The 25,154-nt window shown below is 37.3% G+C and carries 19 protein-coding genes; 2 read left to right on the top strand and 17 right to left on the bottom strand.

Going from position 1 to position 25,154, the window contains the following annotated elements:
• Positions 1-17: 17 nt before the first annotated feature.
• From AC1VS3_RS05970 to gmk, 3 genes are all read right to left on the bottom strand, one after another.
• Positions 18-1,049, bottom strand: coding sequence for an acyltransferase family protein (locus tag AC1VS3_RS05970; RefSeq protein ID WP_008687872.1), 1,032 nt, complete (start codon positions 1,047-1,049; stop codon positions 18-20).
• A 57-nt stretch (positions 1,050-1,106) separates the two neighbouring features.
• On the bottom strand, positions 1,107-4,430 hold the full coding sequence (locus tag AC1VS3_RS05965; RefSeq protein ID WP_008687870.1) for a DEAD/DEAH box helicase: 3,324 nt from the start codon (positions 4,428-4,430) through the stop codon (positions 1,107-1,109).
• A 74-nt stretch (positions 4,431-4,504) separates the two neighbouring features.
• Positions 4,505-5,080 carry a guanylate kinase gene (gene gmk, locus AC1VS3_RS05960; RefSeq protein WP_008687868.1) on the bottom strand — a complete coding sequence of 192 codons (576 nt, stop codon included), beginning with the start codon at positions 5,078-5,080 and terminating at the stop codon, positions 4,505-4,507.
• A 112-nt stretch (positions 5,081-5,192) separates the two neighbouring features.
• On the opposite strand from gmk, the gene AC1VS3_RS05955 reads away from it, so the two are divergent.
• Positions 5,193-6,854, top strand: coding sequence for an Rqc2 family fibronectin-binding protein (locus tag AC1VS3_RS05955; protein WP_008687867.1), 1,662 nt, complete (start codon positions 5,193-5,195; stop codon positions 6,852-6,854).
• A gap of 378 nt (positions 6,855-7,232) precedes the next feature.
• On the opposite strand, the gene asnA is transcribed toward AC1VS3_RS05955, so the two are convergent.
• The 6 genes from asnA to ilvA all read right to left on the bottom strand — a co-directional run bounded on the left by asnA (position 7,233) and on the right by ilvA (position 14,630).
• Complete coding sequence (gene asnA / locus AC1VS3_RS05950) at positions 7,233-8,249, bottom strand: aspartate--ammonia ligase (RefSeq protein WP_119983584.1); 1,017 nt, start codon at positions 8,247-8,249, stop codon at positions 7,233-7,235.
• A gap of 187 nt (positions 8,250-8,436) precedes the next feature.
• Positions 8,437-10,101 carry a dihydroxy-acid dehydratase gene (gene ilvD / locus AC1VS3_RS05945; RefSeq protein WP_119983585.1) on the bottom strand — a complete coding sequence of 555 codons (1,665 nt, stop codon included), beginning with the start codon at positions 10,099-10,101 and terminating at the stop codon, positions 8,437-8,439.
• Positions 10,102-10,120: 19 nt separating this feature from the next.
• Complete coding sequence (gene ilvC, locus AC1VS3_RS05940; RefSeq protein WP_008687856.1) at positions 10,121-11,116, bottom strand: ketol-acid reductoisomerase; 996 nt, start codon at positions 11,114-11,116, stop codon at positions 10,121-10,123.
• A gap of 59 nt (positions 11,117-11,175) precedes the next feature.
• Positions 11,176-11,661, bottom strand: coding sequence for an acetolactate synthase small subunit (gene ilvN / locus AC1VS3_RS05935; RefSeq protein ID WP_008687854.1), 486 nt, complete (start codon positions 11,659-11,661; stop codon positions 11,176-11,178).
• Between the two features lie 12 nt (positions 11,662-11,673).
• Entirely contained in the window at positions 11,674-13,344 is a 1,671-nt protein-coding gene (gene ilvB, locus AC1VS3_RS05930) for a biosynthetic-type acetolactate synthase large subunit (RefSeq protein ID WP_119983586.1), read from the bottom strand.
• 83 nt (positions 13,345-13,427) lie between these two features.
• On the bottom strand, positions 13,428-14,630 hold the full coding sequence (gene ilvA, locus AC1VS3_RS05925; RefSeq protein ID WP_119983587.1) for a threonine ammonia-lyase: 1,203 nt from the start codon (positions 14,628-14,630) through the stop codon (positions 13,428-13,430).
• Between the two features lie 408 nt (positions 14,631-15,038).
• On the opposite strand from ilvA, the gene AC1VS3_RS05920 reads away from it, so the two are divergent.
• Complete coding sequence (locus AC1VS3_RS05920; protein WP_119983588.1) at positions 15,039-16,358, top strand: ATP-binding protein; 1,320 nt, start codon at positions 15,039-15,041, stop codon at positions 16,356-16,358.
• A gap of 145 nt (positions 16,359-16,503) precedes the next feature.
• Here the strand turns inward: AC1VS3_RS05920 and AC1VS3_RS05915 are convergent, their stop codons facing one another.
• The 8 genes from AC1VS3_RS05915 to AC1VS3_RS05880 form a co-directional block, all read right to left on the bottom strand.
• A complete protein-coding gene (locus AC1VS3_RS05915; protein ID WP_008687849.1) occupies positions 16,504-16,962 on the bottom strand; it encodes a hypothetical protein in 459 nt (152 codons plus the stop codon).
• A gap of 87 nt (positions 16,963-17,049) precedes the next feature.
• Positions 17,050-17,724 carry a CpsD/CapB family tyrosine-protein kinase gene (locus AC1VS3_RS05910; protein ID WP_008687848.1) on the bottom strand — a complete coding sequence of 225 codons (675 nt, stop codon included), beginning with the start codon at positions 17,722-17,724 and terminating at the stop codon, positions 17,050-17,052.
• Positions 17,711-18,448, bottom strand: a complete 738-nt coding sequence (locus AC1VS3_RS05905; protein WP_119983589.1) for a YveK family protein — start codon at positions 18,446-18,448, stop codon at positions 17,711-17,713. Before AC1VS3_RS05905 ends, AC1VS3_RS05910 begins: the two co-directional genes overlap by 14 nt.
• A gap of 3 nt (positions 18,449-18,451) precedes the next feature.
• A complete protein-coding gene (locus AC1VS3_RS05900; RefSeq protein ID WP_230326933.1) occupies positions 18,452-20,098 on the bottom strand; it encodes an O-antigen ligase family protein in 1,647 nt (548 codons plus the stop codon).
• A 214-nt stretch (positions 20,099-20,312) separates the two neighbouring features.
• The gene (locus tag AC1VS3_RS05895) at positions 20,313-21,290 is read right to left on the bottom strand and encodes a glycosyltransferase (protein WP_119983591.1); all 978 of its coding nucleotides are present in this window, start codon (positions 21,288-21,290) and stop codon (positions 20,313-20,315) included.
• A complete protein-coding gene (locus tag AC1VS3_RS05890) occupies positions 21,287-22,369 on the bottom strand; it encodes a glycosyltransferase (protein ID WP_119983592.1) in 1,083 nt (360 codons plus the stop codon). Before AC1VS3_RS05890 ends, AC1VS3_RS05895 begins: the two co-directional genes overlap by 4 nt.
• Positions 22,366-23,175: a 4Fe-4S cluster-binding domain-containing protein gene (locus tag AC1VS3_RS05885; protein WP_119983593.1), complete on the bottom strand. Its 810-nt coding sequence runs from the start codon at positions 23,173-23,175 to the stop codon at positions 22,366-22,368. Before AC1VS3_RS05885 ends, AC1VS3_RS05890 begins: the two co-directional genes overlap by 4 nt.
• Positions 23,156-25,150: a pyruvate formate lyase family protein gene (locus AC1VS3_RS05880; protein WP_270355322.1), complete on the bottom strand. Its 1,995-nt coding sequence runs from the start codon at positions 25,148-25,150 to the stop codon at positions 23,156-23,158. Before AC1VS3_RS05880 ends, AC1VS3_RS05885 begins: the two co-directional genes overlap by 20 nt.
• Between the last annotated feature and the right edge of the window lie 4 nt (positions 25,151-25,154).

Below are 25,154 nucleotides of genomic sequence, written 5' to 3'. Positions count from 1 at the left end.
CTTAAATTTATGATTACCTATTTTGCTTTGGTTAATAGGGCATTTATCCATCGCCCGATTGTTTTATTATATATATAACTAATGAAAGAACATAGCGCAAACGTAGCTAGGATTGCCCCTATCGCATATAAAATTAAACGACTATCGTTCGCATGTTCCGCACTATGAAATACCGTTTTCCATAAGAATGGTCGAATATATTCATTTTCATGAAGTAAATAAACACCGAAGGTTGTTGCGGCAATCGTATTTATCATCTTAGAATGCTTAATATTTAAATTTTTGAATCCTATAAATAAGAAGATTGAACAAAACAACATCGTAATGGAATCTATTCTTGCAAAATAAGTAGCATAATCACTAAAAATAGCAATTTTTGTACCAATGATATCAAATAGTACACAAGATCCTAAACAGAAAACATATCCTATTGCCCCAATCATTAAACTGTGATCAAAAACTTTATTTGTCAATGCATATAAACGTATTCGGGCAGCGATGATATATAACAGAAAAAACCACATAAGGGTAGATGTCATACGTGCTGCCATAAACGTAGGCAGAATCGAACATATGACGATTAACAATAAGATGAGATGATCCAATTCCCTTTTAGATAAAGCATAAATTAGTTTATTGATATATCCGGATAGCAAATACATCATGAAATAAGATGTCGCAAACCACCACATGTTATAAGGTATCGGAAAGATATTCTTTACGACTTCAAAGAAGTTGAAATCGGTACCGGCAATAGCAAATATAAGCATGATGATAATCGCATATATAGAAATATCCATCCACAGCTTCACCGCTTTTTTTACTTTGAATTCATTCTTTACCAAAAAATAACCACTGATCAATACGAATAAGTTAACGCCAAGCTGACCCCCATATGATAAAAATTGAATGAAGACGCTATTCATTGTTATCGTGGATGAAGGATACCGAAAACCACTATACAACGCAAAATGATGACATATGATCAACAACATGCTGATGATTCTTAAAATTTCAAAATTCGATAATCTTTCCATGGTTTTTTTCATAAACAAAATGTCCTTTCTGCTCTACAGGATACGAGCATGTTTCTTATTTGGAATGGCTTATTCCATATCAAAAAGGGAAACAATTTCATCATAAGACATATGATAAATACTGCCTTCATTTTCTTCTACAAAATGATCTGATAAATCTTTCTTCATCTTCTGCAATGTTTGTATTTTTTCTTCAATACTATCTTTCATAATCAGCTTGTAAACCTGTACATTCTGATTCTGACCGATGCGATACGCACGATCAGTTGCTTGATTTTGCGCAGACACATTCCACCATGGATCAAAATGTATAACAGCACTTGCTGCTGTCAAATTCAATCCGGTTCCCCCGGCCTTTAAAGATATTAGGAAAACATCTGTCAAACCATTTTGAAACTGCTGTACCATATCGCGGCGCTGTTGTTTTGTATTGTTGCCTGTCAGCTTCAAATAAGAAAAACGACGCTTGATAAGTTCCTCTTCCAAGATATCTAATACAGATGTAAATGATGAAAACAACAAGACTCTTTGATGATTTTCCCGTAAAGTTTCTAACAAATCCAAACAATATAGTAATTTACTACTTGCAGTAGTGATGTTCTCATATAGGATACGCGGTTCACAACAAATCTGACGAAGTCGCGTTAACATGGCAAGAATCGCAAATTTATCCGGACGTTCCATCTGCAGATGTTTGCTTAATGCTTGATTGACCTGAGATAAATTTGCCAAATATAGTTTCTTTTCAGTATCTTCAAATGGAATCATGAGCGTATGTTCAATTTTATCTGGTAACTCTTTTAAGACCTTGCTTTTGGTACGTCTTAAAATAAACGGTTCCACCATCTTTTTCAGTTTCATTTGTGTTTGCTCATCATGATTTTGTACAATATTCTTTTCGAAATGTGTTTGAAAATAATGATAATTAAACAAATATCCCGGCATTAAAAAATCAAAAATGCTCCATAATTCAGCTAATGTATTTTCAATCGGAGTACCACTCAATGCCAAGCGATGCACAGCTTTAAGCTGTTTCACACATTCCGCATTTTTCGTCTTTTGATTCTTAATGAACTGTGCTTCATCTAATACAAGATAGTAAAAATGAATGGTTTCATACTGTGTAATATCACGTTTTAAATAATCATAAGATGTTATCAATACATCATATTGTGAGAAAGATGCTATTTGCATGCATCTCTCTTTGGCATTTCCCATAATGCATTGTACACGCAAATCCGCCTGAAATTTCTGCAATTCATCTTCCCAATTTAACACCAAAGAGCTTGGAGTAACAATCAAGGAAACCTGTCCTTCTTGCTTCATTGTTTCTAATAAAGCAATGACCTGCAAAGTTTTTCCTAAGCCCATATCATCTGCTAAAATACCACCGAAATGATAATGGTGCAATGTCTGCATCCATTTCACACCTTCTTTTTGATAATCACGCAGCACATGTTCATAACGAGAAGCAATGTCCGCTAGCTTGATATCCTTTTTGTGATATTGTGAAAGATAATCTACATAGCTTTGCTTCGCTGTAATATCGACATCATGATCTTGCTGTAAAACATCTTCCATATGAAAGCTGCGATATGCTGGCATTTGTACACTGCCTTTTTTAATATCTTTTAAATCAATTGCTAAATCATCTAATAAAGCATTGGTTTCTTCTAGCTCTTTTCCTTCTAAAGATAATAAGCGTCCATCCATCAGACGATAATATTTCCGTCTCTTTCGATATGCCCTTAAAATATCATATAACTCATCCGCTGTAACATCAACACTGGCAATATCAATCTGTAAAAGATCATTTGACATGCCAATGCCAACACTTACATGCATGGCCATAGGTTCATTGATGCTCTTTAACGCATCGGATACAAAGATATCACAATAACGGCTTAAGTATGGTAAGCCTTCCTGTAGAAAGACTAATGTTGTATCCTGCTGTTGGCTTAGATAAGCAACATGTCCATCATAATCAATCGTTTGTGCATATGCCTGTACGCATTCACATACCAACTGTACATGCAAGAGTTGCTCCTTCACCGTATCATCAAAGCCATTCACTATGGTACCATCAGGCATGTGTGCTTTGATGCGGATACTAATTAATCCTTGCTCATCCATATCCGCAAATAGCTGTATATAGTCTTCTTCCATATAAACAGGCAGACATTCTTTATTCTTCACCGTAAGATAGCCTTTACACTGTTTTATGATATGGCCTTGAAAACGACGAATATCGTTTTTACCAATCCAAAAATCTTCTTCTAGTAGTTGTTTTAATAAAGAAACGCTGTAATGATTCATCGTTTTACGAATCAGCGTCTTTTCCTTAATTTTATACACATGCTCTTTCCCCAAGATCATATTGCGTTTGGGGCTTAACAGAACAATCTGATAATCCTCATCCTTAGGAAGTATTTCAATGCACATCTTTCCTTTTTCTTCCACAAGATTAAAATCACGATACTCCCTTGGTATATCCAGCATCTTGTCATAAAAAGCATCCAGTTTTTCTTCTTGTATCCGCATTTCACGTCCTGAATAATAATAAAGATGATCGGACATATTCTCCTTTAATAGTTGAATAAGCTCTTGTGATATTACATCAAATTGCTCCATCGTATGAGTAAAAGCTAGCTCTTTTCCATAACTGATATATTCTTCATGAGCGATAGCTTCCAGAAATTCCTGTATTCTCTTAACGATGTACATGCGTTTACGGCCTTTGCCAATTTTTAATGAAATATAGCAATCCCTTAAATGGCTTCCATATTCACTATCTATATTCTCTAACTGCACATATAAATGGATATCCTGATGTCCTTGCAGAATAGGAAACTGTTGATCCTTATGCCACTGCTCATCCAGCCATTCATGCGCTTTCTCCATAAGACGCTTACGCTGTTCAAGTTCTAATTGACGCCGATATTCCTCGTATTCACGCAACCGTCTTGCCTTACGTTCTTCATATCGCTGTAATAGGCTATTTTGCTGTTTTTGCTCTTCTTCATTATTTCTGGTTTGCTGATATTCCTGATAACGAAGTAAGAATTTCTGTCTTTGAAAATGATAAGGGAACATACATGGCTCCATAATAGAGATGATCATCAACACTTCACCAACGTGAGCACAGCCACTTTCTTGCGTACAAAAAGGGCAACTACATTCATATGCCGTCACATGATAATTTTCATCTATGGTAATGGTAATATGATTACTATAAACATCCTGATTTATATGGGCGTCCACATGATATTGTCCGGATGCATCACATAAAACGACCATGCTTTCTATATCAGCAGCCTTCAGATATTTCTTTGCCAAAGTATAATTTTGTACATTACTAACGACACGTTTTATTTCCTCTTTCGTTATCTGCATATATACCCTCCATGCGCTTCTTGTAGGATACTCAAATGTTTAATAAAACGCACATGAACCATGTGCGTATAAAGTTATTTATTATCCGTTTCCATGTGACGTCTAATGATCGAACTGATTAATTCTGCAGCCAATTTAGGGTCATCATTACAAACAATATATTTATAATTATTCACCATCTTCATTTCTTTTCCAGCTTTCGCCAAACGCTGCTGTACAACCTCTTCTGGCTCACTTCGACGACCGCGAATTCGATTTTCCAATTCTTCCATACTCGGTGGAATAATAAATATTGTTAAAGCATCTGGACATTTTTCTTTTACTTGCGTAGCCCCCTGCACTTCGATTTCCAAAAGGACATTTTTTCCTTCATTGCGCAGTTTTTCTACCTGTGACATGGGAGTGCCATAATAATTGCCAACAAATTCAGCCCATTCTAAAAGTTCACCATGTTGGATTGCCTCTTCAAATTTTTCCTTCGTAGTGAATATGTAATCAACGCCATCCTGTTCACCAGCTCTTGGTGATCTTGTCGTCATGGAAATGGAATATGCCAATTTCAATGACGCATCATTCATAAAGTAATTACGCACGGTTCCCTTTCCTACTCCACTAGGACCACTGATAATAATTAACAGACCTTTTTTCATTTGCACACCCTCTATTCTTTATACTTATTTTACTAGTAGTGATTTCGCTTGTCAAACATGTTTTCGCTATTTTCTGCTTTTATGCTATAATGTTACTCACGAGGTGATAAGCATGGCAATTGATGGATTATTATTAAGACAGTTACGAATAGAAATAGCGCAAGCTTTACCAGCTAAATTATTAAAATTGCAACAAATAAGTGATACTGAATTATTATTTACATTACGTACCCAAACAGGCAATCAAAAACTGTTAATCTCTTTGCACAGCGTTTATAATCGTATAAATTTCACAAAAGAATCCTATACGACAATGGAGGTTCCCAGCAACTTTTTAATGTTGTTGCGAAAACAGATTGATGGCGGCATCCTCCATACCATAGAACAACTTGGTCTTGACCGTATCCTCCATATGGAGTTGGAAGCACGCAACGAATTAGGTGATATTCATAAAAAGCACTTATATATTGAATTAATGGGCAAATATGCCAATATCATTTTGGTAGATGAAGATGGACGCATCGTTGATGCCTTAAAACGTATCCCGCCGTTTGAAAACAGTAAACGTACCATTTTACCCGGTGCAGTATTTACCTTGCCAGAGCCACACAGTAACAAACAAGACCCATATCATCACGGACCATTTGATGCCGAAGAATCTTTCAGCAAACAGTTTCATGGCTTTTCCCCACTCTTGTCTAAAGAGGTACAATACCGCATGCACAAAGGTGAGGCATTCGACGATATTTTAAAGAAGATTCACGATTCCAACACTTTATATATTAGCGATGTTAAAGATCAGGTTTATTTTCATTGTATTCCACTTACACATCTAACAGATACGTATCGTCAATATCCTTTAATGCATGGCATGGATATTCTGTTTTATGAAAAAGAAGAAAAAGTGCGCATCAAACAACAAAGTCAAGATTTATATCGCAGTGTCAAACGCGAGTTGCATAAAAACACCTCAAAGCTCCCAAAACTTAAGCAATCTTTAGCTGAATCTATGGATTGTGATAAATATCGAGAATATGGGGATTTATTATTTGCTTATATGCATGAAATTGAGAAACAACCGATAATTACGCTGCCCTCTTTTGAAACAGGAGAAGAGATTGCGATTCCTATCGATATGCGTTTTGATATAAAAGGTAATGCCAATCGTTGGTATCAGAAATATCATAAAAGCAAACGAGCACAGAGTATTTTAAAGGAACAAATCGCTTTGTGTGAGAAAGAGATTGCATATTTTGAGGCTATGGAAACGCAATTATCGCAAGCTGGTGTTCAAGATGCCATTGAGATACGGGAAGAATTGGTAAAACAAGGGTATTTACGTGCACAGAAAAGTCGTATCCGGAAAAAGAAAAAGCAAGAGCTTCCTCATTATGAAACGTTTCTATTTGATGATTATCGCATATATGTAGGTAAAAACAATTTGCAGAATGACTATGTCACATGGAAACTCGCACGAAAAAAAGATACATGGTTGCACGCAAAAGATTTGCATGGTGCTCATGTCATCCTTACTTTAGAACAGCCAAATGAAGCTGCTTTACGGACTGCGGCCATGTTAGCTGCCTGGTATTCTAACGGGCGCTATTCCTCCAGTGTTCCAATCAATTACTGCCAACAACGACAATTAAAAAAGATTCCTGGCAATAAAGGAAGCTTTGTATCCTTAACGACCTATAAGACCATTTATATCGATCCAGATGCAGCCGTCATTCAACGATTGCTAGATGAACACAGAGAAAACAAAAGAAAATAGCTTTTTCACGGCATTGTCAGCTAAAATACATGCTGTTGATTAGAGCATGCTATGCATAAGTGATAATATCTTACTTTATGCAACTCATGAACTCTTTTACCATTTAGGCATAAAAAATCATACAGTGTAAAACAACAAAATGAATATGCTAGTAAGAATGCTATCCTACTTAAGAACACATCAAAAAAGTGAACAGGATACGATCATGTGTCCTCTTCACTTTTTTTCACTAGCTTTATCTTTACCAAAACACATAGTGCTATTGTTCCAACCTTTATTTACGTAAGCACTTTTTAAACCATCATACTATGAATTAAAATAGCAATGATAGTTACTATCATATGCAATAATATGCCTCTCAAATATTGATACTTATCACTATAATAAATATATATGATGTCGTTCACATTCGGCAATCATATCATCGCTCCACTGTGATACCTGCACCTCACCGATATGTGCTTTATTTAAAAGAATCAAACATATTCTTGATTGCCCAATCCCTCCACCTATTGTAAGCGGCAATTCATCATGTAACAACATTTGATGATAAGGCAAAGTTAAACGTTCTTCACAATCAGCTTTTTTCAGCTGTTCTTGTAGTGCCTTAGCATCTACACGAATGCCCATACTGCTAATTTCGACAGCACAATCCAAAATAGGATAGTAAATAAGAATATCTCCATTTAATGACCAGTCATCATAATCCGGTGCACGTCCGTCATGTTTCTGCCCACTGGATAAAATATCGCCAATTTGCATGATACATACTGTTTTATGTTCCTTTGTAATCGTATATTCTCTTTCTTTAGGTGTCATATCCGGATAGCGATCTTCGAGTTCTTGTGCGGTAATAAAATACACATCCTCGCGTATAAACGGTTCTAAATTTTCAAAGATGATATCCAATTCTTTCTCTGTTTCTTTAAGCGCCTTCATAATATTATGCACTGTCATTTTTAGGAAATCAAGATTACGATCATGACGATCAATAATTTTTTCCCAATCCCACTGATCAACATACGTGGAGTGCAGATTATCCAAATCTTCATCACGACGGATGGCATTCATATCCGTATAAATACCTTTTCCATAGCCGATATGATAACGTTTTAATGCCATTCGCTTCCATTTAGCAAGTGAATGGACAATCTCCATTTCATCTTCATCAATCTCTTTAATATCAAAGCCTACTGGACGCTCAACACCATTTAAATTATCGTTTAATCCACTACTTTTTCTTACATACAGCGGCGCCGAAATGCGCATAAGATTCAAATGATGAGCCAATCTACGTTCAAATAAATCTTTTACATATTTAATGGCAACCTCTGTTGAGATGACATCTAATTTATTTTCATAATGTGATGGAAGGATCAAATCCTTAACTGCCATACTATCAACTCACTTTCATGTCTTTTATTATACCGCATTTATGTTACAAAATATATCTTTTTTTGAAATTTTTTACAATCAATTTTTACATATGTTTCATCCACTTTCTTACTATATGCAACAACCTCTTTCATCATGCCAGAGAAAAAGCAAACAGTCTCAATTATACTGTCTGCTTCTTATTTTCTTATTTTAAAACAGCACCTTCATCCGCCGAAGTTACAAGACGTGCATAGCGATACAGCCAGCCTTCTTTGATTTTCGCTTCTGGTTTCACCCAAGCATCCATCCGTTTTTGCATTTCTGCTTCATCAATCATCAGATTGATCTTACCGGCATTGATATCGATGCTGATGGTATCTCCCTCTTGAATGATGGCAATCGGGCCATGCGCTGCGGCTTCCGGTGATACATGTCCGATAGCTGCCCCACGAGTTGCCCCAGAGAATCTTCCATCCGTAATCAAAGCGACTTCTTTATCCAGTTTCATACCAGCCAATGCACTTGTTGGATTCAGCATCTCTCGCATGCCCGGTCCACCTTTTGGTCCTTCATAGCGGATAACGACAACATCGCCTTTGACAATTTTTCCCTGATAAATAGCATCAATAGCATCTTCTTCACTATCAAAGACACGGGCACGGCCTGTATGCACCAACATACTAGGATCCACAGCGCTGCGCTTTACCACACAGCCTTTTGGTGCTATGTTACCAAATAATACGGCAATGCCACCGGTAGGTGAATTAGGTGTATCAATATCCTTGATGATCTTATGATCTAAATTGACAGCCTTAGCTAAATTTTCTTTGATTGTCTTGCCGGTTACGGTCATTAAAGAATCATCAATCAATTGTTTCTTCTGCAATTCTTTCATAACTGCCTGTACGCCACCGGCACGATACAAATCTACGATATGATCCGGTCCGGCAGGTGCTAATTTACACAGATTTGGAGTTTTTTGTGATACCTCATTGATTACATCCAGATCAATATCCACATGTGCTTCTTTTGCAATTGCCAAAAGATGCAGCACCGTATTTGAGGAGCAACCTAATGCCATATCACAAGCCAATCCATTGCGTAAGGCCTGCTCATTTATGATATCTCTAGGCTTGATATCTTTTTCTACCATATCCATGATAGCCATACCGGCTTTTTTAGCTAACTGCATGCGAGCCGAATAAACAGCTGGTATGGTGCCATTGCCAGGCAAGGCAATTCCCAACACTTCACATAGACAGTTCATCGAATTCGCTGTAAACATACCGGAACAAGATCCACATCCTGGACAAGCATTTTGTTCAATATACGTCAATTCTTCTTGATCAATCAGTCCTGCTTTTTTCGCTCCTACCGCTTCAAACATGGTCGATAAACTCATATCTTTGCCTTTATCATTACCAGGCAGCATCGCTCCTCCACTCATGACTACAGCTGGCAGATTCACACGCAAAGCGCCCATCAACATACCAGGAACGATCTTATCGCAATTCGGTATAAGTACCAAACCATCAAACCCATGCGCATTGGCCATGGTTTCTACACTATCCGCAATCAATTCACGAGATGCTAAGGAATACTTCATTCCAATATGCCCCATGGCAATACCATCACATACACCAATACTAGGCACCATGATCGGCGTACCACCTGCCATGCGAATACCGGCTTTCACGGCCTCGCTAATCTTATCCAAATGCAAATGCCCCGGAACAATTTCACTATACGCACTGACAACACCGATCAAGGGACGATTTAATTCTTCTTCGGTTAATCCCAAAGCATAGAAGAGGGAGCGCTGCGGCGCGCAGGCATCTCCCTTTAAAACTCGATCACTTGCTCTACTCATCCTTCTTCACCTGCTCTTCTTATTTTTTTAACCAGCTCATCATCTTACGCAGCTGTGCACCAACCTTTTCTGATGGATGCTGTGCATGGACACGGCGCATTGCCAAGAAATGGGCACGGCCTGCGGATTTATTTTCGGTAATCCAATTACCAGCAAAGGTTCCATCCTGAATCTCAGCTAATACTTTCTTCATTTCTTTTCTTGTATCTTCGGTAATCAAACGTTTACCAGTTACATAATCACCATATTCCGCAGTATCAGAAATTGAATAACGCATCATTGCAAAACCACCGCTATTAATCAAATCAACAATCAGTTTCATTTCATGGATACATTCAAAATATGCCATTTCCGGTTCATAACCGGCTTCAACCAACGTATCAAAACCAGCCTGCATCAATTCACAGACACCACCACATAAGACAGCTTGTTCACCGAATAAATCAGTTTCTGTTTCTTCTTTAAAGGTAGTTTCTATGATGCCGGCACGACCAGCACCGATTCCACTTGCATAAGCCAATGCATATTCACGTGCTTTACCGGTTGCATCCTGATGGATGGCAATCAAAGAAGGTACCCCTCTTCCTTCTAAATACTGACTGCGAACGGTATGTCCCGGACCTTTTGGGGCACACATGGTAACATCGACTCCTTCCGGTGCGACGATCTGATTAAAATGAATTGCAAAACCATGGGCAAACATCAACATATTGCCTTCTTCCAAGTTTGGTTTAATATCCTTTTCATAAATATCCGGCTGATTCTGATCCGGAGCCAAGATCATTACAACATCGCCTGCTTTTGCGGCATCTGCGGTATCCATAACTGTTAAGCCAGCTTCTTCTGCTTTGGCACGACTCTTAGAGCCTGGTCGCAAACCTACAACGACCTTGACACCACTATCCTTCAAGTTTTGCGCATGCGCATGTCCCTGACTGCCATATCCAATAATAGCAACCGTTTTTCCTTTCAATAAATCCAAATTACAATCTGCATCATAATACACCTTTACCATATCTTTTTCCTCCTGTTCTGGTAATTCTATCTTATAGCATCAAAAGATGCTTGAAAAGACTAATCGTTTCTGGATAATTCCATCGCCACACCACCGGTGCGGCTGATTTCCACAATCTTATAATCTTGTAATTCTTCAATGAAATAATCAATGCTTGCCGGTGTATCTGTCAATTCCACGACACAACATCCCTTTTCGATCAACTGACAGCGTCCTCCAAAATCTTTTACTGCTTTTAAGAAGTTATCCTTTTGATCTTTATTTACCTCAACCTTGATCAATACAACTTCACGGATAAACAGTAGATCCTCTGGTATCTCTTCAACTTTTTTAACATCCTCTAATTTGGCCAGTTGCAATTTGATTTGATTGATGATTCCCTCATCTCCGCGTGTTGTAATCGTAATACGCGAAAACTTAGGATTTTCCGTTTCACCAACCGATAAAGTATCAATATTAAAGCCTCGTTGTCCAAATAGATTGGTCACTCTGGTCAGCACACCGAAGTGATTTTCCACAAGTAATGAGATTACTCTTCTCTCCATTCTGTCCACCTCCTAGTTTCCATATAAGATGATATCCTTACCACTTTTTCCCGGTGGAATGATCGGATATACACAATCATCTTTATCGATCCAACAATCGACGATGCATGGCACTTTACTGCTCAATGCTTCTTTCATAACCGGTTCAATATCCTGATGTGTTTTAATACGTAACCCTTTCCCGCCAAATGCTTCTGCAAGCTTGACATAATCTGTCTTACGTTCAATGCTTGTATTTGAATAGCGATGGTCATAAAATAAGGTTTGCCATTGTCGTACCATACCAAGTACGGTGTTATTAAAAATCAGAATAACAATTGGCAACTGTTCACTGACAGCTGTTGCCATCTCATTCATATTCATATGGAAACTGCCATCTCCACTTACCAATATAACCGGACGATGTGGATTTGCGACCTTTGCGCCAATAGCTGCGCCCATACCATAGCCCATGGTTCCTAAACCACAAGAGCTAATAAAACTACGCGGACGTGAAAATTGATAATATTGCGCCATGATCATTTGATGTTGACCAACATCTGTCGCTATGATGGCATCTTCTCCGACAATATTGTGTAAGGTCAAAGCTAAATCGCGTGGATCTACTTTATCATCACCTCTAGGTTTTGGTAAGTCTTTCTTATCTTTAAAAGCTTTTAAAGTATCTGTCCACTCTTTATGCTTTGTTTCCGGCATACGGGCAATCATTTTTTTCAATATATAGCGAGCATCGCCAACGATCGAAATATCGGTTGCGACATTCTTAGAAATTTCCGAAGCATCGATATCAAAATGAATAATTTTGGCATCCTTACCGAATTCTTTACGATTGCCTGCTACACGATCAGAAAAACGCGCACCGATGGCAATGATCAAATCGGTATTCAAAGTTGCATAATTAGAAACAGGGGTTCCATGCATACCAATCATGCCTAAGTATAAATCATAATCATAAGGTACGGAGGATAATCCCATCATGGAACAGCATACTGGTATATCCATGTGTTTAGAAAATTTCAATAGCTCTCTTGTTGCATTTGAGCTGATCACACCACCGCCGGCATAGATCATTGGCCGCTTAGCCTGCCGAATCGCTTCCAATGCTTCTTCAAATTTTGCATCATCAACCTTTGGCAGCTTACGAATCCGAAATCTTGGCAGTTTTACATATTCAGTAAGCGCCGCTGTGACATCTTTTGGAATATCAATCAAGACCGGTCCTTTTCTTCCTGAATTGGCAATTACAAATGCTTTTCTTACGACATATGCCAGATCTTCAACATTTTGTACGATAAAATTATGCTTTGTGATTGGCATCGTGATTCCAGCAATATTCACTTCTTGAAAGGAATCTCTCCCTAATAAATCATTCGGCACATTACCTGTAATGGCAACAACAGGAATACTATCCATATAAGCTGTCGCAATTCCCGTAACTAAATTCGTAGCACCCGGGCCACTGGTTGCCAAGCACACACCGGTTTTCCCGGTACTTCTGGCATAACCATCGGCGGCATGCGCAGCACCTTGTTCATGTGATGTAACAATATGATGTATATCATCACTTCGCTCATATAAGGCATCATAAATATTTAAAACGGAACCTCCTGGATATCCAAATATGGTATCCACTCCTTGATCAATTAAGGCTTGTATCAGTATTTGCGAACCATTCATCTTCATGTGTGTAAACCTCCTCACAACTTTCCCTTACCATCTTTATCCTTAATAACACCTTAAAAACGGGTTATCATCAATTATTATTATTATTCCATTGTAATTTCATAACCTTTCTGTTTTAATGCTTTGATTAACGCATCCCCATGTTCTTTACTGGAAACCTCAACGGCCACATGGATAATTGTTTCATTCAAATTCAAATCCGCTTGAATGCGATCATATTGAACCTCAATGATATTGGCATTTGCCTCTTTGACGATGTGAGCAAAATGTTCCAGACTTCCCGGTACATCTAACATTAATGTTTTAAACTTTATATTACGACCTCGTGTTACAAGGCCTTTTTCTACGACCTTATGAATAAAGGAAACATCAATATTACCTCCGGACAACACACAAACGACACGTTTTGCGGTAACATCCATCTTATGATTCAGCACCGCTGCTAAAGAACTCGCTCCGGCCGGTTCTACTACCAACTTTTCGCGTTCTAACAAAAGCAGTATCGTTGCGGCAATCTCATCATCACTGACACTCACCATTTCATCGACATTTTCCTGTATGAGCTTTACTGTTTTTTCACCGGGGTTCATAACAGCAATTCCATCCGCAATCGTATTGACACGTTTTGTTGAGCAATGCTTCTTTTGCTGAAACGATTGAACGATTGCATCAGCGCCTTCCGCCTGTACCCCGACAATTTTGATGCGCGGATTGATTTGTTTTGCATAATAGCTAATACCGGCAAGTAATCCGCCTCCTCCCGCAGGAACAACGATCATATCGACATTAGGTAAATCATGACAGATTTCATAAGCAATTGTCCCTTGTCCAGCGATCACATCCTCATCATCGAAAGGATGAATAAAGGTTGCCTTTTTTTCTTTTTGTAAACGCAAGGCCTCTTCATAACATTCATCATAATTATCACCAGCGAGCACGACATCAGCACCATACCCTTTGGTTGCCAACACCTTCGCAATCGGTGTGCTTTTGGGCATAACGATCGTTGCATGCATACCTAGCTTACTGGACGCATAACTGACCCCCTGTGCATGGTTTCCAGCTGAGCTCGCTATGACCTCGTTGGTTTTTCCCACTTCTTTCAATTTCGCCAATTTATTAAATGCTCCGCGAACCTTAAAGGAGCCTGTCTTCTGACGATTTTCACATTTTAGAAATAAATCACAGCCGCTCATCGCCGAAAAAGTTTTCGAGCTTGTGACCTTAACGTTATGGATATTCCCCTGCAACCTCGCGGCTGCCATCTCGACTTCCTTGCTATTCATAAGACTTCCTCCTATTTAATCAAAAAAGCAGCACATTTTCTCATGGCTGCTTTTCTTTCGTTCTCTTACGCCCTTGTACATACGACAAAAGTGATCTGTTGGTGAGTGACTCATCATATGAGTCTTGAAAGAAAAACAGACTTACTTAGGACTATGAGAATAATAATAATGACGCTAATCGTTATAGTCACCATGAGTCCACTTCCTTTCTATTGCCTCACTCAAGTTACTGATTGCATATAGTTTAAATCTTTTTTGAAACGTTGTCAATGATTTTTGATAATATTTTCAATAAAACTGTAAATTATTTACAGTAATTCATGAAAATTATATTTTATTTATTCATTTTCTTTTCAAAACACTTTCTCTTCGGTATAATAAAGACAATTCAGGAAGTGAGGCGTGCCTATGTATAAAGAAAGTGCTAAGCTAGTTTTATATCGCAATTTTGGAAATGACAGTATCTTTCAACAGTTATGTGAAATTTGTCGTGATTTTGATGAAGGACAGAATAAGGAAAGTGTCTTAATTGAACGTATCTATGTACAAATCAAAGCTCTTTTGGATCTTTCAACGAGTTATGGCTTTGATGATAATTTATGGCATAATTATCTGACATACCTATTACTGATGAATGAAAATTCTTTTTCTTTAGTCAGTGAAAAACGAGGTGCTCAACAAGGGAGTGTGAATCATTTCGCGAAAAATGATTTTAAAATCTTTAAAAACTTGTTTGATTATGATTTTTCAAAAATGGAAGAAACCCTGCAAATCGATTGTTTCACCATCATCACCCAGTATCATGCCATTGAAAAAAAAGAACGCATGTATAATAAAAATGTCTCTGAAATGGTCCGCAAGATCAGTAAACAAATTGAACAAGCCAAAGATGAAGAAGATATCTTTCACATCATTACCGACTTTTACGCCCAATACGGCGTCGGTATGTTTGGTCTGAATAAAGCCTTTCGTATACAACCCAATATTGATGGCAGTGTAAAGTTCTTACCAATCAATAATATGGAAAATGTATATCTAGATGATCTCATCGGCTATGAGCTTCAGAAACAGTTGCTTGTGGATAATACAAAAGCTTTTGTGGAAGGACGTAATGCGAATAATGTATTATTATATGGTGACAGCGGTACCGGTAAATCCACATCCATTAAGGCAATCGTCAATGAATTTTACAAAGATGGATTACGCATGATTGAGATTTATAAGCATCAGTTCCAAAATCTATCGGCCATTATCTCACAGATTAAGAATCGTAATTACCGTTTTATCATTTATATGGATGATTTGTCTTTTGAAGAGTTCGAAATTGAATATAAGTTTTTAAAAGCCGTGATTGAAGGCGGTGTCGAAACTAAGCCAGATAATGTACTCATTTATGCCACTAGCAACCGACGTCATCTCATTCGGGAAACATGGGGCGATCGCAGTGATATGAGTCAAGATGAGCTGCATCACAGTGATACCATGCAGGAAAAACTATCCTTGGTTGCTCGCTTTGGTTTAAGTATCTGTTATGAGCGCCCAAATCAGAAAAATTATTTCCACATTGTAAAAGAATTGGCAAAACATTATCCTGAAATTACTTTGACAGAAGAAGAATTGCTTGCCGAAGCACGTAAATGGGAATTGAGTCATGGCGGTATGAGTGGTCGAGCGGCACAACAATTGATGAATGATCTGTGTGCAAGAAGCACGGTTGAAAAAACCTAAGCATTCTTTAAAATAAAATTGACTTTTGTTCAGCATATCGTTTCCAGTATAGCAAAATGTAAAAGGAAGTTACAAACGCATCCATGCACGTTTAAAACTTCCTTTTTTAACATCGTAGTTTCTATGTTGGCGATGAGCTTACAACTTAAAATCGTTGAATCAGCATAAAAAGGGATCCATCCATGGCAATGGCTTGACCTATTGCTGTTTTCATACGCTTTAATGTTTCTTTAATATCACTTTCATACCCTGTTGTATAGCGATATCCGGGTTTTTTAACCAATTTCTGATAAAATGCACTTTTCCTCAACTTAGACAGACGTTCATACACGGATAAAAGCAACTCCTTATCCTCCACCACCATCCAATATCGTTCATTCTCATCCTGACGCAGGATAAAACGCACACTTTTCTCAATACTCTTTGTAGTTAACATTTCCCATATACGAAAGAAATCTTCAAAACGACATATGAGTATTTGTTTACTGATTGCTTTTCGATCAATTTCAAAGTGCCATATATCATAATACGAATCGTTTTGTTCAGCCTCAATACGCTCTAGGGCATGTACGACATCTTGTTCTACCACATATAGTTCTTTCATAAGGTTCTCCATTTTCTTAGCTTGTATAGACAGGATGATATCTTGCAATAAGCACTCTTTAGATTCATTTGCCATACAGCTATTTGATTATTCATAGGTGTAATAGTAATCATAGGATGATAAATTTTGTGTTTTTGTTAAAACAATTCCTAATATCTTTGATCGGCTGCGTTCTAATTGCCGTATCGAAGATAGTGCTATGTCTTTTTTTGTATCTTTCATGGATATGACAAAAATAGTTCCATCACTGACATTACTTACATAAAAAGTATCACTGATCATACTGATAGGAGGACAGTCCAAAATGATGAAATCATATTGTTTGGATAAAGCCTGCAGCAGCTTCTTGAATTTGGATGATCCTAACAATTCTTGAGGATTTGGCACTTTACTTCCAGATGTCAAAACGGAAATAGCATTCTCACAATCCGTTACTGTAACTTCTTGAATATAAGTGCTTAAATCCGGCTGTTTATCGATAAACACCAGCAAATCAGATAAGCCTACTTGATTACTGATTTGAAAATAACGATGCATTTTCGGTCTGCGTAAATCGCAATCGATGACCAATACCTTCTTATACTTTGCCGCATACACTTGCGCAAGATGAAAAGCCACTGTTGATTTTCCTTCATTCGCACAGGAAGACGTAATATTAACAACTTTGATCGGTTTTTCTACTGCGGAAAACTCGATGTTCGTTTTCAATTTACGAAATGCTTCCATGTTATCAAATTTATAGGTATTTTTATTTTTTGACATATGCTTTGACCCTCCTTTTGATGCTTTTTCTTGGATGATTCTCTTGGTTTAATTCATCGACAAAAGGAATACTTCCCAACACCGGATAACCAAAATATTCTTCCGCCTGATCACTGGATTTAATGCGATTATCAAGCAAAAATACCAAGATGAAATAAATATAGGATAAAGCAAAGCCAAAAATACCGCCTGCAATACTATTCAATTTAATGTTTGGCGAAATATAATGCGTTTGTAAGGTAGCTTTATCAATTACTGTGATGTTATCTATTTCACTGATTTTCATCATTTCTTGTGTAAAAACAGCAATGGTCTCTTTCACAATGTTTTGGGATAAATACGGGTCCTCACTATTTGCCCTTATGGTGATGATATTGGAATTATCTTCGACATTTGTTTGGATAGCTTTGCTACATGTACCATCCGCCAAATGCAGCTTTTTATCTACCTGTGACAAGACGGTTGTCCCCTGCAAGATTTTTTCATAATCTTTTACCAAATTACGATTCGTAATGACGGTTTGATTATCAATAATTCCTTCCGAGGTTGTCTTTGGTTTTAAATATATATTGGAATCACTCGCATACTTCTTTGGCAATATACACAAAGAAACGACCATTAAAAACACCATACACAGCAAAGTACAAAAGAGAATGACTTTGTAATGCTTTTTAAATATCCCGATTAAATCATTTAAGCGAAGCTTTATTTCTTTTTCATCCATTTATTACACCTCTATATCTTTCTGATACGCGATTTGCGTTAAAACAACAAAACCAGTCAAATCTTCAACTTCATCCTTTGATTGAAATGTATTGTGCTGGCGCTTTCGTATGTAGAAAACAAGCAAGATGAGGAAAGAGGAACTTAGGGCACATAAGAGATAACGAACTATGCTCTCTTGGGTGGTCTCTTGATGCTTTGCTACTTCTTCATTAATTTTATACAATGTTTTATTATGCTTTTTAAAATCCTGCAAGATGCGTTTTTCAATACGCTTGTCTATTTTTAAGACATCCTGTTGCTTTTCAGCTTGAATCGATATATGTAAAACACTTCCGCTACTTTTTGCATGATATTTGACCGTTTTCACATGCATCTTTTCCGCTATCTCCATATGAGCGTCATCACTATTGATCATATAGCTATAATCTGTTAATAACCCCTGATTGACAAGAATCGTATTTGCATTCACTGAAGCATTAGGACTGATTTCATTTTGCAAATAATATGCCACATCACCATAATAATCATCACTTATTTTATATTGACTTGCAAAGATCATCACCGCTATAAGCATAATGGTTTGCAAATAGTATTGACGTTGCTGCAGGATATCTTTTATATCCGCTAAAAATTTTTTAGGCAGCTTAATACGATGGTGCCCTGTTTCTATTTCTAAAGGCAATAATACGAAGATAATCAACCCATTTGCCACGCTTAATATTGGGTTCATTAATGAGAAAAAGCCAATGGCAAGCATGCATATGATACAGGCTCCCTTCTGCATGCTACGATATCGTATCTGCTTTAAAAAGCAACGGATGCTCAATATATAAAAGGTCACACCGATACCGCCATAGTATGCAAAATCGTCTAATATTTGACTATGTAAGCTAATGAGCCCTTGAACATTGCTGTGATGTCTTCCTATGCCAAAGAAGGGATGGGTAATGAAAGTATGCAAGCTGTCTTGATACAGTGTAAGACGACCAGACATCGTGATTTCTGATTGAAATTGATTATCCAACATATGTAGGATTTCTAAACCACGTTTCTTGATCATCTCATCCGGTATTGAAGAAACTAAAGCATTGCAGCCATTCATGATCGCATCGGAATTTATCACAAAATAGAGAAGCAGTATGCCAAAGATAGCCAATATACATAGAAAAAGTTGTTCATTTCGCTGTCTCAAATAATATAACAGCATGCCTATCAAACTACATGTACATATGATGATTGATATCATAGAGGAAGACAGAATAATGGTAAAATAGGTACATAGAGCAAGAAGCAAATGTAAATAACGAATGCGTGTTTTGATCGTTAAGTAACGATGTAAGAATAACAGACATAAGACGATTTCCCCTAATAGCTCCGTGGTGGTAAAAATATTTAATTGTGTGACGTTACCTGCAAATTGACCACCTGTTACATATTTTGATAGATATGGATCTTGGATGAGTTGAATGAAATTACTGAACATATTGATAATCAGAATTCCATAGAGCACTCTTTTGCATGTATTTTTTTCTGCCATTTGCATATGATTGCGATAATAATCATAAAAAATTATACATAGCCAAAAGGTCAGACAAGTATACAAATTTCCGATATTATTATCTGAGATGTGTAAGATTTGTAATAACATTAAATAAAAGATCCAAAAAAGCAGAAGCAGATGCATGAGACGAAAAGTCAAAAAATAAGTTGCATCGTGCAAGAAGGCTGTCACAAACCATAACAGCAGCAGACCAATCATGAACATATACGATGTGTTATGCAATAGAATAGGCGTAAAACTGATGCATGCAATACTAAGAAAGAACAGTTTGTTTATAAAATGCATCAATTTCTGGAAACTGTTATTCATACACGTGCAAAGCCTTTGTTATTGCTTGCTTTGTATACATTCCCATAAGCAGCTTATCACGTAAACGTAAAAGATTATCTACATATAGCTGATAGGTTGATGAATGCATCGTTAGGATTCGACCTTCTATTTCCGTTAAACTATCTACGACAAAACCAATGTTGTGCTGTATTACAAATGGTGCGATTGCCGCTTTTGACCATGTTATAATTGGCAATAATGAAACGATATATAAGGATAATTTATGTGGATTATTATAACGCATATATTCTCCATTTAACCCACGACAGCCATTTAAATCATCACCATCCCAAATGAGTCCAAAGCTTCCCTTTAAAGCAGCCGGTAATGTATTCGCCGGATATGCTCCTTCATATAAAATATGTCTGCTCTGATTTGCCTTTATATATCTTCCATATAAACGAAAAATAAGATTGTCCAAATGATGCAATTGCGATATAAAATGACTTTTTTCTAAATTGCCCGCATAGACAATTTCCTTTGTCAGCTTTCTTTGTTGCCAAGGTATGGGATTGCTTAGATAATCAAATACCATAAGTTCTATGATGTTCCCTTGAAATCCAGTTTGTCTGATCAGTTTTGCCATCACGCTATTATGAACAATCAGTGTATCCATTGACGTAAAGTTTTGCAGATCTTCTTGCAGCAAACGCCCACAACGTATGGATTGCAAATCATGGATCAAATAGATAATTCCTTGTCCTTTGCTGCGTCTTAAGATTTTCTGATTCCATCTACTGATGGGATATTGGACAATCAAACGCTTGTCCTTTTTCTTAATAAAAGTCAGTTTAATGCTTTCTAATAATCGTTTCATCCGACTTTTTTCATAATGATGCAAAAGGGCTTCGATGCCTTGTTCATGCAGAATCTGACATACATCAATACGCGCTTTACTGCCCGCATCAACACCTTGCACATCATAATCCTCTAACTGATATATGTTCATTTTATCATCTCCTTCAGCCTACGTTCATAAGATACAGCCGCTGTCTCAATTGACAATTCACGAAACACCATTTTATCGTTGTTATGTCTGCACATACGAGGCAAGTTCATAATTTTTTCAGCCCATTCTTCCTTGCTTTGAATGGATGCTCGCAGGCAAGTATGTGTGATATCGGTTTCCTGAGGAATCGTATCTGATAAAATAACTTGCAATCCATTGATTTGTGCTTCAATTGCCGATATACAAAAACCCTCATAGAAGGAAGGCACCAATAGGATGTCAGACATATCGAGTAAGGCACAAACATCATTTCGTTGCCCAAGGAATGTAATTTGCTCTTGTAAACCTAATGACATAGTCAAAGATGTCAACGCTGCTTTTTGTTCCCCCTCACCGACAATGACCAAATGATATTGGTCATCTAACAACTTCATTAGACGAATAGTGAAGGCGATGTTTTTCTCTTTGGATAAACGTGAAATTACAAGCAATACCCTTTTGTGCTGTAACTGATAATGACGGCGATATTGGATACGTGTGGCTTCATCAAATTGAAAATCAGAAAGAGACATGGCATTGTACATAAGAAACCCATGTTCTTTCCAACGTTTTTTGCCATACAACAACTCTCCACACGTTGGCCCTGTCGCATAATAATCATTTGCCATATGCACATTCAGAAATTTCATCAGGCGAATCATGAGATTTGGTCGTTGTGTTGTCAAAGCGTAGGTGGAGTGCGCATGGGTAATACGCAAAGGAACGTTATGGAAACGTGCAATCAGTAAAGGGAAACATGACAGATAGCCTTGATGAACATGAATGACATCATACGCACCGTGGGCGATAATGTTATTCATGGCAACCAGATTTTTTCTTAACGAAGTATGTTTGGAGGGAATGCGATATATACGAATACCTAATTGTAAAAATCGTTGATAAAGCATACCTTGCTCATTCTCATCATGCGTCATAATTTCAAAAGTGATATCCCTGTCCTTCATATAGTGAAGATAGCGATAAAGCATGGTTTCAATGCCACCGCTTTGCAATACAGATACGACATGTAATACCCTCATATACGCATCACCTCAATCACTTGATCCTTTTGCGCAATTGCTTGTGCAAATGTTTGTAACTCTTCCTCAGATACACCTTCATATGCAGGTTGCGTCATTCCCAATACTTGATATTTCTTTGTCGCTAACTTATGTATTGAAAATAGTTCAATCTTTTCAAATTGGTAATTGGGTAAAAACCGTTTGATAGCTTCCAAATTGGCATTTGTGAACGTGTAAGGTTTTACTAACGGAATCCGTAGGATGATATGTTTTTGCTGAGCAGTTAAGTAATTTAGATTTGTTATATACTCATTTAAATTCCCTTTTAGCTTACTGATGCAGGCAGGTTCTAAACTCTTTAAATCCACATACCATGTATCCACATAGGGAAGCAGCAATTGCAACTGTTTTAGCGAAGCATATAATGAGGTTTCCACACAAATCGTTATTTGTTCTTTTTTTAAGGCTTGCATGACACCTATCAAAACATCTGCTTGTAACAATGGCTCACCACCACTAAAGGTGACACCTCCATCAGCTTGATAATACTTTCGATCTTGCAAGCAGGCCGCAAGACATTCTTGCACATCGATCCTTTTTCCAATTGAACGCATAGCTAGACAAACAGCATTTGACTTACGACTGGGGCAAATTGGATAGAAACAGTTATCCATATCGATGGCCATTTGTTCTTGCAGCGATTGTGTTTCCGGATTACAGCACCAAGGACATCGCAATTGACATCCCTTTAAAAATATCGTCGTACGTATACCAGGACCATCATGAAGGCAAAAGCGTTGTATGTCAGTGATACACAGTTTCATATTCTTCACACCTCCTTATGACAATATCCTGATAGCTTTTTGGTAAATCAATGAAATACGCACTGAATCCCCATACGCGAACAATCAAATCTGCATGCTTATTAGGATGTTGCTGTGCATCCAGTAAAACATCTTTTTGTAATACATTCATTTGCAATTGAAAGATTCCCTGATCCAAGGCACAAAACAACAGTGTCCGACATTTATCTTCGAAATTATTCAATAATTGAGGATTCATCATGATATCTACCACATTACCATTGCACCTGCCATGATCATAATGTAGTTTTGCCGCAAAATTTAATAATGACGTATAAGCTCTGCCTGCGATTCCGGAAATATGTGTCATGAAAGGCTCTCCATATGCGCGCCCATCCGCCGTTGCAGGAAAGGTAGCAGCACTACTTACATAGCCTGGAGAACTAAGACCAAAAACAAAATGACCGCCCCATTGATTTTTTTCTTCGGCAAATACTTGTGCTGCATAGGCCGTTATTTGATTGATGCGTGAAATCATCGTTTTCTGTTCATCATCACCAAAAACACCTTTTTGTTGCAGAAAATAGCGAAATTGTTCTCCATATTCTGCATCTTCTAAATACATTTGCAATTGAGCAAGCGTGAAAAGTTTTTTCTTATACACGAATTCTTCAATATTGAAAAGAGCATTTATCGCATTGCCCATAGCCACCGTGGTAATACCGGTGTTATGGTAACAGGCACCACCTTCTGCAACATCCTTTACAGACTGCCAACAACCATCAATACATAAAGATAAAAATGCATCTTTTTCATATACCAATGCTTTTGAAGCCTGACAAATTCTTAAAATTTCTTCCTTTAAGTAACTAAAATATCGTTGATAGACTTCTTCTATCGTCAAAAGATCATCGTTCATAAGTTTTACGATAGGAACAAGGAAATTCAGAATCGATGTATTATTTTGCGAACTATCTTTTCCGATAAGCAAAGGTTCCCAACAAGCGGATGTTCCATAATGCAAAGCATCAACTTGTGCAATACCTGCTTGTTGCAAACAAGTTAGAATAACATCGTCATTACTTAGCAAAGGCGATCCATTCCCCTTTTTTAGAACCCTAAAAATTTGTTCCTTTATGACATTAGGGCAGGTTTGGGTATATCGATACAACAGCTTTGGCTCTGGTTTATCATATTTTTCAAAAACTTGTAAGATAAGCTTCGTAAAGGCCGTATTCGCTTGGAGATCTTTTCCACCAAGAATCAAAATTTGCCCCGTATCCCCTAATAACTCACTGCTTTTAAACCAATAATCTTGATGTAAAATATGACAAAACTCCAAAAGCATAGACTTTGCTTTTTCTTCTGTGATATACCCAGTCTGTAAATCCTGCTCATATAATTGAAACAACAATGCATCAAAGCGTCCCAATCCAACCAATTCATGACCGCTTTGCCAAAGCATCTGATTCAAAAACAATATTCTTTGCATCCCATCTTGTAAATGTCTAGCTTTACCCTGCGCCATTTCGGCAAACAGCTGCTGCAAATCAAAACGTTGCATAGCATGAAGCTTTGTGCTGATTGTTTCAATTTGTGTCATGATAGCTAATAACACGCAGTTTTGCTGTTTTTTAAATGATGTATTGGGTAAGTTCTCGCCTTCTGCTAACAAGGCTTGAAAACTATTTTGAATGAATTTTTCATATGCAATCGTGATATTACTAAACACATGATGTCGCTGGCTTAAGGATAGATAGGGATTTATATAATAATAAAAATATTGATAACACCCTTGTTTGTGAAAGGATGCTTTTTGGCATAAATTTTGGAAGTCTTTTGCTGCATCATCACTTCTCATCACGATTCTTGTTTTTAAGAAAGCCTTGCATAAAAACAGCAAATCGTTTTCTCTTTCAAATAAACGCTGATGTTTCTGATACAACTTTTTGATATGCTTTAAATATTGGATAAACCGAAAATTACGCCAATTCATATCC

The sequence above is a fragment of the Longicatena sp. genome, assembly GCF_982403165.1.
The sequence above is the reverse complement of the archived record's forward strand: the minus strand, read 5'-3'. Positions and strand labels throughout refer to the sequence as shown.

Excerpts from the sequence above, each read along its gene's own strand:
- AC1VS3_RS05920 (WP_119983588.1), top strand. The coding sequence starts at position 15,039 with ATGTATAAAGAAAGTGCTAAGCTAGTTTTATATCGCAATTTTGGAAAT.
- gmk (WP_008687868.1), bottom strand. The coding sequence starts at position 5,080 with ATGAAAAAAGGTCTGTTAATTATTATCAGTGGTCCTAGTGGAGTAGGA.
- ilvN (WP_008687854.1), bottom strand. The coding sequence starts at position 11,661 with ATGGAGAGAAGAGTAATCTCATTACTTGTGGAAAATCACTTCGGTGTG.
- AC1VS3_RS05955 (WP_008687867.1), top strand. The coding sequence starts at position 5,193 with ATGGCAATTGATGGATTATTATTAAGACAGTTACGAATAGAAATAGCG.
- AC1VS3_RS05965 (WP_008687870.1), bottom strand. The coding sequence starts at position 4,430 with ATGCAGATAACGAAAGAGGAAATAAAACGTGTCGTTAGTAATGTACAA.
- ilvD (WP_119983585.1), bottom strand. The coding sequence starts at position 10,101 with ATGAGTAGAGCAAGTGATCGAGTTTTAAAGGGAGATGCCTGCGCGCCG.
- ilvB (WP_119983586.1), bottom strand. The coding sequence starts at position 13,344 with ATGAAGATGAATGGTTCGCAAATACTGATACAAGCCTTAATTGATCAA.
- AC1VS3_RS05970 (WP_008687872.1), bottom strand. The coding sequence starts at position 1,049 with ATGAAAAAAACCATGGAAAGATTATCGAATTTTGAAATTTTAAGAATC.
- AC1VS3_RS05885 (WP_119983593.1), bottom strand. The coding sequence starts at position 23,175 with ATGAAACTGTGTATCACTGACATACAACGCTTTTGCCTTCATGATGGT.
- ilvC (WP_008687856.1), bottom strand. The coding sequence starts at position 11,116 with ATGGTAAAGGTGTATTATGATGCAGATTGTAATTTGGATTTATTGAAA.
- AC1VS3_RS05880 (WP_270355322.1), bottom strand. The coding sequence starts at position 25,150 with ATGAATTGGCGTAATTTTCGGTTTATCCAATATTTAAAGCATATCAAA.
- AC1VS3_RS05905 (WP_119983589.1), bottom strand. The coding sequence starts at position 18,448 with ATGGATGAAAAAGAAATAAAGCTTCGCTTAAATGATTTAATCGGGATA.
- AC1VS3_RS05910 (WP_008687848.1), bottom strand. The coding sequence starts at position 17,724 with ATGTCAAAAAATAAAAATACCTATAAATTTGATAACATGGAAGCATTT.
- AC1VS3_RS05890 (WP_119983592.1), bottom strand. The coding sequence starts at position 22,369 with ATGAGGGTATTACATGTCGTATCTGTATTGCAAAGCGGTGGCATTGAA.
- asnA (WP_119983584.1), bottom strand. The coding sequence starts at position 8,249 with ATGGCAGTTAAGGATTTGATCCTTCCATCACATTATGAAAATAAATTA.
- AC1VS3_RS05915 (WP_008687849.1), bottom strand. The coding sequence starts at position 16,962 with ATGAAAGAACTATATGTGGTAGAACAAGATGTCGTACATGCCCTAGAG.
- AC1VS3_RS05895 (WP_119983591.1), bottom strand. The coding sequence starts at position 21,290 with ATGAACATATATCAGTTAGAGGATTATGATGTGCAAGGTGTTGATGCG.
- ilvA (WP_119983587.1), bottom strand. The coding sequence starts at position 14,630 with ATGAATAGCAAGGAAGTCGAGATGGCAGCCGCGAGGTTGCAGGGGAAT.
- AC1VS3_RS05900 (WP_230326933.1), bottom strand. The coding sequence starts at position 20,098 with ATGTTATTACAAATCTTACACATCTCAGATAATAATATCGGAAATTTG.